The organism is Parerythrobacter aurantius (genome assembly GCF_045291475.1).
GTDB classification, from domain to species: domain Bacteria; phylum Pseudomonadota; class Alphaproteobacteria; order Sphingomonadales; family Sphingomonadaceae; genus Parerythrobacter; species Parerythrobacter aurantius.
The window spans coordinates 528,897-541,297 of the sequence record NZ_CP147985.1 but is presented as its reverse complement, the minus strand read 5'-3'; the positions used below and the strand labels follow the sequence as shown (position 1 = coordinate 541,297).

General features: G+C 65.7%; 9 protein-coding genes. 4 read left to right on the top strand and 5 right to left on the bottom strand.

Translation table 11 applies throughout. The annotated features are described in order from the left end of the window. Positions 1 to 7: 7 nt before the first annotated feature. Both WAB17_RS02700 and WAB17_RS02695 read left to right on the top strand, forming a co-directional pair. Positions 8 to 2,044 (top strand): 3-hydroxyacyl-CoA dehydrogenase NAD-binding domain-containing protein, encoded by a 2,037-nt coding sequence (locus tag WAB17_RS02700; protein ID WP_435418502.1) that lies wholly within the window; start codon positions 8 to 10, stop codon positions 2,042 to 2,044. A 245-nt stretch (positions 2,045 to 2,289) separates the two neighbouring features. After that, a complete protein-coding gene (locus tag WAB17_RS02695; protein WP_435418501.1) occupies positions 2,290 to 5,049 on the top strand; it encodes a TonB-dependent receptor in 2,760 nt (919 codons plus the stop codon). Between the two features lie 63 nt (positions 5,050 to 5,112). Here WAB17_RS02695 and WAB17_RS02690 read toward each other — a convergent pair whose 3' ends face one another. Beyond that, complete coding sequence (locus WAB17_RS02690) at positions 5,113 to 6,102, bottom strand: radical SAM protein (RefSeq protein WP_435418500.1); 990 nt, start codon at positions 6,100 to 6,102, stop codon at positions 5,113 to 5,115. Next, positions 6,099 to 7,517: a dihydrolipoyl dehydrogenase family protein gene (locus tag WAB17_RS02685; RefSeq protein ID WP_435418499.1), complete on the bottom strand. Its 1,419-nt coding sequence runs from the start codon at positions 7,515 to 7,517 to the stop codon at positions 6,099 to 6,101. Before WAB17_RS02685 ends, WAB17_RS02690 begins: the two co-directional genes overlap by 4 nt. 79 nt (positions 7,518 to 7,596) lie before the next feature. Here WAB17_RS02685 and WAB17_RS02680 point away from each other — a divergent pair, with 79 nt between their 5' ends. Both WAB17_RS02680 and WAB17_RS02675 read left to right on the top strand, forming a co-directional pair. Further along, positions 7,597 to 8,652 carry a methyltransferase domain-containing protein gene (locus WAB17_RS02680; protein ID WP_435418498.1) on the top strand — a complete coding sequence of 352 codons (1,056 nt, stop codon included), beginning with the start codon at positions 7,597 to 7,599 and terminating at the stop codon, positions 8,650 to 8,652. Beyond that, positions 8,652 to 9,689 carry an SDR family oxidoreductase gene (locus WAB17_RS02675; RefSeq protein ID WP_435418497.1) on the top strand — a complete coding sequence of 346 codons (1,038 nt, stop codon included), beginning with the start codon at positions 8,652 to 8,654 and terminating at the stop codon, positions 9,687 to 9,689. The genes WAB17_RS02680 and WAB17_RS02675 overlap by 1 nt, the downstream gene beginning before the upstream one ends. On the opposite strand, the gene WAB17_RS02670 is transcribed toward WAB17_RS02675, so the two are convergent. From WAB17_RS02670 to WAB17_RS02660, 3 genes are read right to left on the bottom strand one after another with little or no spacing between them, the layout of a single operon-like run. Beyond that, on the bottom strand, positions 9,671 to 10,396 hold the full coding sequence (locus WAB17_RS02670) for a glycosyltransferase (protein ID WP_435418496.1): 726 nt from the start codon (positions 10,394 to 10,396) through the stop codon (positions 9,671 to 9,673). The genes WAB17_RS02675 and WAB17_RS02670 overlap by 19 nt on opposite strands. Beyond that, a complete protein-coding gene (locus WAB17_RS02665; RefSeq protein WP_435418495.1) occupies positions 10,393 to 10,971 on the bottom strand; it encodes a TIGR04282 family arsenosugar biosynthesis glycosyltransferase in 579 nt (192 codons plus the stop codon). The genes WAB17_RS02670 and WAB17_RS02665 overlap by 4 nt, the downstream gene beginning before the upstream one ends. Further along, positions 10,964 to 12,319, bottom strand: a complete 1,356-nt coding sequence (locus WAB17_RS02660; protein WP_435418494.1) for an MATE family efflux transporter — start codon at positions 12,317 to 12,319, stop codon at positions 10,964 to 10,966. Before WAB17_RS02660 ends, WAB17_RS02665 begins: the two co-directional genes overlap by 8 nt. Positions 12,320 to 12,401: the final 82 nt, after the last annotated feature.

The window sequence follows — 12,401 nt, the reverse complement described above, 5'->3', positions numbered from 1 at the left end:
AGAGAAGATGTCGTCACCCATCCGCACCGAACGCCATGACGATGTGCTGGTGATCATTTCCGACAACCCGCCGGTCAACGCGCTGGGGCAGGCGGTGCGTGCCGGTCTTGCCGCGGGCGTGGAGGAAGCGCTGGGCGACGACAGCGTCAAGGCGGTGGTGATCCGCTGCGACGGGCGGACTTTCTTTGCCGGCGCCGACATCACCGAATTCGGCAAGGCGCCGGTCGGCCCGAGCCTGCCCGAGGCGCTCGACAAGCTCGAGGCGAGCGACAAGCCGGTGGTAGCCGCGATCCACGGCACCGCGCTGGGTGGCGGCTGCGAAGTCGCGCTGGCGTGCCACTACCGTGTCGCGGTGCCGAGTGCGAAGCTGGGCCTGCCCGAGGTCAAGCTCGGCCTCATTCCCGGAGCCGCCGGAACCCAGCGCCTGCCGCGCGTCGTCGGGGTCGAGAATGCCCTGCCGATGGTGGTCGGCGGCGATCCGATTTCGGCCAAGAAGGCGCAGGCGATCGGGCTGGTCGACGCCATCTTCGGCGAGGACAGCCTGGAGGCCGACGCGATCGCCTTTGCCCGCAGCAAGATCGGCCAGCCGGTCAAACGTTCGAGCGAAGGCACCGCCAACGAGGACGGCATCCGCAATCCCGACCTGTTCGACCAGTTCCGTGCCAAGAATGCGAGGAGCCTGCGCGGGTTCGATGCGCCCAATGTCGCGATCCAGGCGGTCAAGGCCTCGACCGAATTGCCCTATGCCGAAGGCGTGAAGAAGGAGCGCGAGCTCTTCGTGGGGCTGATGTCCGGCACCCAGAGCGCTGCCATGCGGCACTATTTCTTCGCCGAGCGCGCCGCCAACAAGATCGACAATGTCGACCAGAACGCACCGCTGATCCCGATCCGGAAGGTCGGCGTGATCGGCGCCGGAACCATGGGCGGCGGGATCGCCATGAACTTCTTGTCCGCGGGGATCCCGGTGACGATCCTCGAAATGCAGCAGGAGGCGCTCGACCGCGGCACCGGGGTGATGCGCAAGAATTACGAGCGCACCGCGCAGCGTGGGCGCTTGACGATGGAAGCGGTCGATGCGGCGATGGGCCTGCTGACGCCCACGCTCGAATACGCCGACCTTGCCGATTGCGACCTGGTGATCGAAGCCGTCTACGAGAGCATGGACGTCAAGAAGGAGGTCTTCGGCAAGCTCGACGAGGTGGTGAAGCAGGGCGCGATCCTCGCTTCCAACACCAGCTATCTCGATGTCGACGAGATCGCGCAGGCGACGGGGCGCCCGGGCTACGTACTGGGGCTGCACTTCTTCTCGCCCGCCAATGTCATGAAGCTGCTGGAAATCGTGCGCGGCAAGGAAACCCGCGACGATGTGCTGCTGACCTCGATGAAACTCGCCAAGACCATCGGCAAGGTCGCGGTGGTCGCGGGCGTGTGCCACGGCTTCATCGGCAACCGCATGCTCTCGCCCCGCCAGCAGCAGGCCAATGCGCTTATACTGGAGGGTGCGAACTACTGGGACGTCGACGACGTGCTGCTCGAATTCGGCTTCCCGATGGGCCCGTTCCAGATGGCCGACCTTGCGGGCATCGACATCGGCTGGCACCGCGATCCGTCCAGGGTCACGACGCTGCGCGAAGCGCTGTGCGCTGCGGGCCGCTTCGGCCAGAAGAACGGCAAGGGCTTCTACGACTATGACGAGGCCCGCAACCGCACCCCTTCGGACGAGGTCAGGGCGCTGATCGCCGATTTCGCTGCCAAGGAAGGGCACTCGCAGCGCGAAATCTCGAAGGACGAGATCCGCGAACGCCTGCTCTACCCCATGGTCAACGAAGGGGCGATGATCCTCGAGGAAGGCATGGCCCAGCGCGCCAGCGACATCGATGTGGTGTGGATCAACGGCTATGGCTGGCCGCTCTGGACCGGCGGACCCATGTTCTGGGCCAGCACGATCGGGCTAGACACGGTGGTGGCGGGGCTCGAGAAGCACGGTCTGCCGGTGTGCCCCAGCTTGCGTGCCAAAGCACAAGCGGGCACAGCATTCGGGTAGTCACCGGCAGGCGCGAAAGCCACACTTGTCGATAATTGTCGAATTTTCGCAACATTCCTGCTTGCGTCCGCGATTCCCGTCGCACATTAACCCGCCCGAGGCAGGGAGAGGCCTTTGCATCCAGGACATGTCGGTTGCCCAGAAGCAACGGCTGCCACGGTAAGGGATGCATACGAATGCGGGGCAGCTCGCGTTTGCAGGGGAGGCTCCCGGCCGTGTCTTGAACACTGCTTTATGGAGCACGCATGAAAAGCACATTCCGTCGTTCGATCGCGCTCGGTGCCCTCGCCGGTGCCATGGCCTTCTCCTCGTCCGCCGCCTTCGCGCAGGACGCGGAAGACGCACAGGCCGGAACCGAAGGGGAAGGCGAAAACGTCATCGTCGTGACCGCGCAGGGCCGCGCCCAGGCGCTTGCCGACGTGCCCGTCGCCATCTCCGCCGTGAATGCGGAAACCCTCCAGAACAGCGGCGCCAACGATATCCGCCAGCTCAACCAGGTGGCACCTTCGCTGCTCGTGTCGTCGACCGGCTCGGAAGCCAACGGTTCGGCGCGTATCCGCGGGATCGGCACCGTGGGCGACAACCCCGGTCTCGAAAGTTCGGTCCCGGTCTTCATCGACGGCGTCTACCGCTCGCGGTCGGGCATCGGCCTCAACGAACTGGGCGAGATCGAGCGGGTCGAAGTCCAGCGCGGTCCGCAGGGCACCCTGGGCGGTCGCAACTCGTCGGCCGGCCTTATCAGCATCTTTTCCAAGAAGCCGCAGTTCAGCTTCGGCGCCACCGGCGAAATCACCTACGGCAACTACGACTATTGGCGGCTTGGCGGCAGCGTCACCGGCCCCATCAGCGACACCATTGCCGCCCGTGTCGACGGCATCTGGGTGAAGCGTGACGGTTTCTACTTCGATCCCGCCAACAACACCGACGTCAACGATCGTGACCGGTATTTCGTCCGCGGCCAGGTGCTGTTCGAGCCGACCGACAGCTTCTCGCTGCGCCTCATCGCCGACTATACCTCGCGCGAAGAAAAGTGCTGCGGCGCGATCTATGTCGACAACACGGTCAATCCGTTCATCGGCAATCTCAACAATCCGTCAGTGCCGCTGGCGCCGTTGCAGCCGACCGGCAACAACATCATCAACGTGCTGCGCGATCTCGGCCAGCCGATTGCCGCGTTCAACCAGGGCTACGACCGCACGCTGTCGGTCACCCCGGGACGCAGCTTCGCCGGCGAAACGAAGGATTATGGCTTCTCGGGCCAGATCGACTGGGACATCGGCGGTGCCACGCTGACCTCGATCACGGCCTATCGCGAGTATCGTTCGGGCCAGGCGTCGGACACCGACTACGGTACGGTCGACATCCTCTATCGCGGCGTCAATGACGAGGCCTATCGCCAGTTCCACACCTTCACCCAGGAACTGCGCCTGCAGGGCGAAGCGTTCGACGGCAAGCTCGACTGGCTCGTCGGCGGTTTCTTCGCCAATGAAAAGCTGACGGTGCGCGACAACCTGCGTTTCGGCAACCAGTATGGCCGTTTCGCCAATTGCCGCATCATTTCGGGCGGCGGCCTGGCCGGGCTTTATTCGCCGACCAGCCCGCTCTGCGTGGTGCCGGTCGTCGGGCCGGCGACCCTGGCCGGCGCGACGGGCGCTTCGGGGCCCGACATCGTCGCCGCCTTCACTGCGCTCGACGGGCTCAACAACCTCGGCTCGACGATCGACAACTACTTCCAGGAGGGCACCAACTGGGCGGTGTTCACCCACAACATCCTGCACATTACCGACAGTCTCGATCTGACGCTGGGCCTGCGGTACACCAACGACAAGAAGGACTTCTCGGCCACCTTCGGCAACGACAACACCGTCTGTACCCGTGTTCAGGGCCTGGTGCTCGATGATCTCGCCAGCACCAACGCAACCGCGCGGGCGCTCGCCGGTGCCCTGATCGGCCTGAGCTGCCAGGGCAACTCCACCGCCGAGATCAACGGCGTGTCGATCAGCGACGACCGGAAGGAAGACGAGTTCACCGGCACGGCAATCCTGTCGTGGAAGCCGATCGACGACCTCCTGCTCTATGCCAGCTTCGCGCGCGGCTACAAGGCGGGCGGTTTCAACCTCGACCGTTCGGCACTGAAGTCGCCGATCTTCCCCTTCGCCGCCACCACCGGCGGGGCGCAGGCACTGGTCGGCAACCTGCAGTTCGATCCCGAACTGGTCGACAGCTACGAAATCGGCGCTAAGTACGCGACCGGACCGTTCAGCCTCAGCGTCTCGGCCTTCCGGTCCGAGTTCAGCAATTTCCAGCTGAACACCTTCAACGGCACGGTCTTCCTGGTGCAGAACGTCAACGGTTGCACCGGCGGCCTCGTGGGCGGCGATGCAGCGGATTCCGATGCCAGCGCCGCAACCGGCGCCTGCGCCCCCGACGAGGTCGGCTATGGCGTCCTGACCCAGGGCGTCGAGCTCGAAGCAGCGATGGTCCCGGCCGACAACTTCCGTGTCGCTGCCGGCCTGACCTATGCCAGCACTAAGTATCGTGACAACATCGTTGGCAACGCGAACGGCTCGCCGCTCGACCCGGCCCTGCGCAAGCTGCCGGGCGACAATTTGTCGAACGCTCCCGAAATCGTCGCCACCGGCAGCGTTACCTGGACGCCGGAACTTGGCTCGAGCGGGCTGACCGGCCTCGTCTATATCGATGGCCGTCTGACCGGCGACTACAACACCGGTTCGGACCTCTTCCCGCAGAAGGAGCAGGACGGTTACGCCCTGTTCAATGCCCGCGTCGGTGTGCGCGGACCGGACGAGAAGTGGTCGCTCGAACTCTGGGCGCAGAACATTTTCGATACCGACTATTCGCAGGTCGCCTTCAACACGCCGTTCCAGGCGGGCACGACGGCGGCACCCTTCGTCGATCCGGTGTATCCGGGCGGGCGCCAGTTGTTCTCGCAGTTCCTGGCTGAGCCCCGGACCTACGGGGTCACTGCCCGCTTCAACTTCTGAAACGGCGGCTAGCGCAAACATTGGGGCCGGGGGGAAACCTCCGGCTCCTTTCTTTTGTCAGGATCAGGCGGAGCAGCTCGCTCCGCCGAGCACGCAGAAGCGGGCGCAATGCGGATGGTTGAGCTTCACGGGCGCGGCGGCCTCGGCCAGCGTCGCGCCCATGTCGAAGCCGGGATCATAGGGGATCAGCGTGCAGGCCGCGACGCGCGGGGCAGGCTCGCCCTTGCGGTGGACGACCATCCGGCTGGTCGCGCACATGATCCCGGCCGGGTCCTTGCCGAGGATGCCCCAGCAGGCGGTAGTGATCTCCGGGATGTCCTTGGCCTCGTCCATTTCCGGGAACAGCACCAGCCGCGCCGGATCGCTCGCTTCGACGGCGATACCCTGCTCGGCGAACAGCTGCGCATAGCCCGCCCGTTCGTCGGCTTCGGTTTCACCCGGTAGCATCCGGCCCGCCACGGCGAGCGAGAAGCCGTTGCGGCTAAGCCATTGCAGACCGTCGATCGCGGCGTCCCAGCTGTTCGGGCCGCGCTCGGCCTCGTGCACCGCCTTGCTGTGGTGGTCGAGGCTGACGCGGATCGTCAGCCTGTCACCGAACCGCTCGCGCAGATCCAGCAGCACCGACTCGTGACGGCGCATCGGCTTCATCGCATTGCTGAGCACCAGCGCCTCGAAACCTTGCTCAAGCGTGTCGGTGAGCATGGCGACGAACTCGGGATTCATGAAGGGTTCGCCGCCGGTGAAGCCGATCTCGCGCGTGCCCATGGCCTTCGCTTCATTCAGGAAGCGGGCAGCATCGGCGCGGCTGAGATAGACCAGTGCATCATTGGTCGGGCTGCTCTCGATGTAGCAATGGGCGCAGGCGAGATTGCACAGCGTGCCGGTGTTGAGCCACAGCGTCCCCAGCGCCACCAGCGGGACCGAGGCGCGCTGCTCGCCCTTGGCGGTCCAGTCCGGATCGGTGAATTTCTCCGGCGGCAGCAGCGCCGCTTCGACCGCGAAGGGAGAGGAGCCTTGCGGCGCGTTACGCGATTTGGTCCGTGCTTCGGTCAACTGAACTTCCGTCTCATGCCGGCGACGAAACCGGCGTATTTCTTGGGCAGGCTGCCGAACACCGTCGGCTCCCAGGCGGCAAAGGCGGCGGCCTTGGAGATCTCGCTGCGGGTCGGATAGCTGATGATGGCAGACCCCAGCGCGAAGGTGCTGCTCTTGCCGGTAATCGTCTGGCTGAAGGGCAGCAGCAGTTCGCCCGCGTTCTTGCCGACGATACTGACGCCGAGCACCTTCTTGCCCTTGAGCACCATTTTCATGTGCCCCTTGGTGGAGCCTTCGGCAACGGCGCGCTCGTTCTCGGAAAAGTCCTGCTTCACCACCGTTACCTTGTCGCCGTGTTTCTGGCGCGCCTCCTCCTCGGTCAGGCCGATCTGGGCGACTTCGGGCTCGGTATAGGTGCACCAGGGCAGAGCGGTGTAATCGACCTTGGTCGGCAGGCCGGTGACGATTTCCAGCGCCACGTTGGAGCCTTCGTAGCCCGAGACATGGGTCAGCCGCGGCCCCTCGCGGCAGTCGCCGATGGCATAGATGCCCTTGACCGAGGTGCGCCTGCGGTCATCGGTGACGAAGCCGTTCTTGCCGGTGGCGATGCCGATGGCCTCCGCGCCGAACCCGGCAACCCGCGCCTTGCGCCCCACGGCGACGAGCACATGCGTGCCGGTGATGGCCTCGCCGCCATCGGTATGGAGCGTGATGTTGCCGGCCGACCCTGAGACCGTCGCCGCCTTGCCGGAAACGAAGCGCACGCCCTCCTCGCGCATGGCTTCGACCACGACGGCTACCGAATCCGCGTCGTCGCGGGCCATTGGGCGCTCGGGCTCGACCACCGTCACCTCACTGCCGAGGCGGCGGAAGGCCTGCGCCATTTCCATGCCGATCACCCCGCCACCGATGATGATCAGATGGCCGGGCTGCTCGGGCAGTTCGAACAGGTTCTCGTTGGTGAGATAGGGCACGCCGTCGAGGCCCGGGATCGGCGGCACCAGCGGCTCGGACCCGGTCGCCAGCACGATGCGCGGGGCGCGCAAGGTTTGCCTCGCGACCTCGACCGTCTGCCGCCCGGTCAGCGTGGCACGGGCGGTGAACACCTCGCAGCCCATTTCCTCGAAAGTCTCGACAGAATCGTGGTGCTCGATGCCCTCGATGGCATCGTGGATATGTCCGCGCACCCCCGCCCAGTCGATTTTCGGCGCGGCCAGTGTCACCCCGAAGCGGGTCCGCTCGCGCGCCTCGGCGGCCCGCTTCGCGGCAGTGATCAGCGCCTTCGAGGGCACGCAGCCGTTGTTGAGGCATTCGCCGCCCATCTTGTGGCCTTCGATCAGCGCGACCCGGAGCCCGAACAGCGCGCAGCCGCCCGCTGCCGTAAGCCCGGCAGCCCCGCCGCCGATCACGATTACGTCATGGGTGAATTTCATGGGTGCCCCTGCAACCGAATGCGGCTAACCGCCGTATAGCCTTCACAAGCATATTCGCAGCAAGGGGTCGAACGGTTTCATGAATATCGAAAATTCGCGCGAGTATTACGGCAAGGTCCTGACCGGATCGGCCGACCTCAAGACCGATGCCTGCTGCACCACCGACGCCCCGCCGCCCGACATCCTTGCCGCCATGCGCAATGTGCATGACGAGGTCAGGGCGCGCTATTACGGCTGCGGCCTCGTCACCCCGCAGGCGATCGAGGGCTGCCATATCCTCGACCTCGGCAGCGGGAGCGGGCAGGATGCCTATATCCTCGCGCAACTGGTGGGCGAGCATGGCAGCGTCACCGGGGTCGATACCACGCCCGAACAGCTGGCGGTGGCGAACGAGCATCTTGAATGGCATCGCGAACGATTCGGCTACGCGAAGTCCAATGTCCGCTTCATCGAAGGCGATATCGAGAAGCTGGGTGAACTCGGCCTGCCCGAGGGGCATTTCGACGTCATCGTCTCCAATTGCGTGATCAACCTGGTGGCGGACAAGCAGGCCGTCTTCGCTGCCGCGCACCGACTGCTCAAGGAAGGCGGGGAGATCTACTTCTCCGACGTCTATGCCGACCGCCGCGTGCCCGAAGCGCTGCGGAACGATCCGGTGCTGCATGGGGAATGCCTAGGCGGGGCACTCTACTGGGGCGACTTCATCGCGCAGGCCAAGGCGGCAGGCTTCGCCGACCCGCGCCTTGTCACCAGCCGCCCGCTGGGCATCGGCGACGAGGAGGTCGCAGCCAAGCTCGACGGGATCAATTTCTATTCGGCGACCTATCGCCTGTTCAAGCTCGGCGATCTCGAGATGCAGTGCGAGGATTACGGCCAGGCCGTCCGCTATCGCGGCACTGTGAAGGGGCAGGAGCGCGTGTTCGAACTCGACGGGCATCATCATATCGAGGCCGGGCGCATGTTCCCGATCTGCGGTAACAGCTGGAAAATGCTGGCCGATACCCGCTTCGCCGAACATTTCGAGTTCTTCGGCGATTTCGCGCACCACTATGGCGTGTTCCCCGATTGCGGGGTGGCAGTGCCGTTCGGCGCGGGCGAAGGCTCGGTTCCCGATACGCCGGCTGCCTGCTGCTGATGCATATTTTCGTCACCGGGGCCGCCGGGCTGATCGGCGGCGAGGTCTGCGCGCGGCTGGCTGATGCCGAGCACCGGGTGACGGCGCTGGTGCGCTCCAACCCAGATGTACTGGCGAATGACGGTACGCCGGCCGCTGTCGCCGAGGTGCTGACGGGTGACCTGTCGCAAGACGGCATGGGGCTGGACCCGGCGGTGCTGGAGCGGCTGGCGGGCAAAATCGACCTTGTGCTCCACTGCGCCGCGCTCACCCGCTTCGATCTCGACGAAGACGCCTACCGCGCCACCAATATCGACGGCACCGCGCGCGCGCTTGACCTGGCGCGGCAAGCGGGGGCGGGATTCCTCCACGTCAGCACCGCCTATGTCTGCGGCGATCGCTCCGGCCCGATCGGCGAGGACGATCCGCTACCGACCGGCGGCTTCACCAACGGCTACGAAGCGAGCAAGGCCGAGGCCGAGGCGCTGGTCCGCGCCAGCGGCGTGCCCTTCGTCATCGCACGGCCCAGCATCGTCGTTGGCGACAGCCGCACCGGTGCGATCCGCCAGTTCGATACGATCTACGCCGCATTCAAGCTGATCGCCGAGGGACGCGTGCGGCACATGCCGGTGAGCAAGGGCGCGACGCTCGACTTCGTGTCGCTCGACCATGTCGCGGCCGGGATCGTGGCGCTGGTGGAGCGGTTCGACGCGGCGCAGGGGGGCACCTACCACCTGGTTTCGGGCGGACCAGTGCCGGTCGAGGATTTTGCGGCCGCGATCGGCAGCTTCGATCACTTCAGCGCGCCGGTTCTGGCCGATGCGGCGGGCTTCGATTCTAACATGCTGCATCCTTTGGAGCGCAGGCTCTACAAACGTGTCGCTGCCCTTTATGCCGCCTACTTCCAGCGCGACCCGCGTTTTGGCGACGCGAGACTGCGCGCAGTGACCGGGCTGGAGCCGCCAGTGATGGACCAGGCGATGCTGCGAAAGCTGATAAGCTATTGCATCGACGTGGGTTTCCTGAACGCTCCGGAGCTTCAGCGGACGTCGGGATAATCCTTCGCCATCCGTTCGCGCAGGCCGAGCGCCCACAAGATGCCGACCTTGAAGTATATACAGTTGGCCCTCAGCGGCCCCCAGGCGGCGATGCGTCTATCGGATGTGCGCACGATCCGGCGGACCATTCGGATCTTTCCCAACCGTGCGAATTTCACGCACAGGTCGGCCTCTTCCATCACCGCATCGCTCGGCGTGCAGCCGCCGACCCGCAGGAAATCCGCCCGGCGGAAGAACATCGCATGGTCGCCGAACAGCAGCCGCACCCCCCGGAAGAACAGGTGCGGGCGGGTTATCAGCGGGGCGTACCACGTCTTGACGTAGTTGTGCGCACTTGTGAACCAGCGGGTTTTCTCGCCTGTTATCAATGGCGTGAAGCTGGCAAGGGCGATGCTGTCATCCTGCAGCGTGTCGCGGATCACCTGCACCATGTCGGCAGGCGGGATGGTGTCGGCGTGGAGAATGCACGCGAGCGACGACTGCGCCGTCGCGACACCCGCATTGATCTGCACCGCGCGGCCCTTGGCGGTCTCAAGCAATTGCCACCCCGCTGCGCGGACAAGCTGGCAGGTCGCGTCGCTGCTGCCGCCATCGACGGCGATTACCTCGTCCGGGCGGGGCTCCAGTCCGCGCACGACTTCGACCAGTGCAGGCAGCGCCTTTTCCTCGTCGAGCAGTGGAATGACCAGCGCAACCGTCTGGGTCACGGCAGGAAATCCGGCCAGTCTTCGAGATCTTCGGCGGTATCGATGTCCGTCAGCTCCGGCATCACCGAAGGCCGAATACCCCGTGCCACGAACCGCCGCAGCGTTTCCTCGAACACCTTGTCCGTGCTCCAGGGCATGTCCTTAAAGGCGAAGCGGGCATCCTTTCGAAAACCGAGCAGGTAATAGCCGCCGTCGCTTGCCGGGCCGATCACCATCTCTTCCCTCGCCAGCGTGTCGTGTGCCGCCCACAGGTGTTGCGGGGTCAGACCCGGGCAGTCGCTGCCGATGACGATGGCGGGTGCGGGAACCCGCACAAGCTTGTCGGTCAGGTCGCCATCGCCTTGGTCGACGACACCGAGTTCCTCACCCAATGCCGTGCGGAAAACGTCCGGCTCGGCACCTGTCACGCGCAGTTCGAAGGGAATGCCGCTCGCCCGCGCAACCTCGACCGTGTGCGCCAGTAACTTGGCATAGATCGCCGCCGCTCCCTCCGGCCCGAAGTCCGGGATCAGGCGCGTCTTGGCCTTGCCCGGCTCCGGCCAGCGGCAGAAGATGTGGAGGCGGATGTCAGGCAAGCACGGCCTCCGCCCTCGGTCCGCGTAGCAGTTTCCAGACCACGAACGACGCCAGTGCGCCGCCCGCGACATTGGCGGCAAGCTCGGCCGCATAGATTGCATCCGATCCCCAGCCAGCGCCGACGACCCACGCGAGGGGAAGCATGACGAGGAAGACCCGGGCGCAGCTTTGCAGCAGGGCGAAACCGGACTTGTCGATGGCGTTGAGCGCACCGTTACCGACGATCAGCAGGCCGAACCCGGCATAGCCCCACGATGCGATGGTGAGATAGCGCTCGAACTCGCGGGCGATAGCAGGATCGTCGGTGAACAGCCGGGCCAGCCAGCCGTCCGCCAGCACCAGGACCACCGCCATGGCGAGGCCCCAGCCGATGCAGAACACGCCGGAATAGAGCGCGGCCTGGCGCGCCCGGCCGAACTGGCGCGCGCCCCAGTTCTGGCCGACGATGCCGCCGATTGCACCCGACAGCGCCAACAGGGGTACGACTGCGAAACTCTGCACGCGCCCGGCGGCGCCGAAGCCGGCCACCGCATCCGCCCCTTCACGGGCGAGCAGCGCGGTCAGCACCGACAGCCCGATGGGATTGATCGCGTTGGAAATCGCCGCCGGCGCGGCAACCTTGAGGATCGCACCGGCTGGCTCGAGCAGCCTGCCCTGCCGCAGCAGCGACAAATCGATCGGCAACAGCGTACCGCGCATCAGCACCACCGCCACCACCATCCCGAGCGCCCAGCCGGTCAGCGTGGCATAGGCGGAACCGGCAATGCCGAACCCCTCGAAACCGAAGGCGCCCGTGATGAGGATCGGATTGAGTACCCAGTTGGTGACGGCATAAGTGATGTTGATCGTGCTGGTGCGCCGCGCCTCGCCCTGGCCGCGCAGAGCGCCGCTCATGCCCATGTTGGCGATCAGCAGCGGGAAGCCCAGCGCGTAGGGCCGGATATAGAGCTCGATCAGTTCCAGCTGTGCGGGGCTGGCATTCATCAGGCGGAACAGCGGGCCGTGGAAGGCGAACAGCAGCAGTCCGATCACCGCGCCGAAGCCGACCGCCAGCACGATGCCGAGATTGGCCCTCCGCGCGGCCTTGTCGCGGTCCCCTTCGCCCAGCGCTCGGGCGACGACCGAGGCGATCCCGACCATGACCCCGACGCCGAGGCTCGCCAATGCTACGCTGATCGGGAAGATAAAGGCCACTGCCGCGAGCTCCGCGCTGCCGAGCTGGCCGATGTAATAGGCGTCCACGATCCCGATCGACATCATGGCGGCGACCCCGACGATGGCGGGCAGGGTCTGCGAGACGAGATGGCCGGGGATGCTCCCGCGCGTCAGCTTGGCGTTCTCGCTCATGCTGTCGCGCGTAGCTGGAGCCTTGGCGCACGCAAAGCAGAAATAGGCGCGCACCCGCTTGTCCGGCGCGGTGGAGTCATGC

Coding starts and splice junctions, on each gene's coding strand:
- WAB17_RS02675 (WP_435418497.1), top strand. CDS start 8,652: ATGCATATTTTCGTCACCGGGGCCGCCGGGCTGATCGGCGGCGAGGTC.
- WAB17_RS02660 (WP_435418494.1), bottom strand. CDS start 12,319: ATGAGCGAGAACGCCAAGCTGACGCGCGGGAGCATCCCCGGCCATCTC.
- WAB17_RS02695 (WP_435418501.1), top strand. CDS start 2,290: ATGAAAAGCACATTCCGTCGTTCGATCGCGCTCGGTGCCCTCGCCGGT.
- WAB17_RS02685 (WP_435418499.1), bottom strand. CDS start 7,517: ATGAAATTCACCCATGACGTAATCGTGATCGGCGGCGGGGCTGCCGGG.
- WAB17_RS02680 (WP_435418498.1), top strand. CDS start 7,597: ATGAATATCGAAAATTCGCGCGAGTATTACGGCAAGGTCCTGACCGGA.
- WAB17_RS02700 (WP_435418502.1), top strand. CDS start 8: ATGTCGTCACCCATCCGCACCGAACGCCATGACGATGTGCTGGTGATC.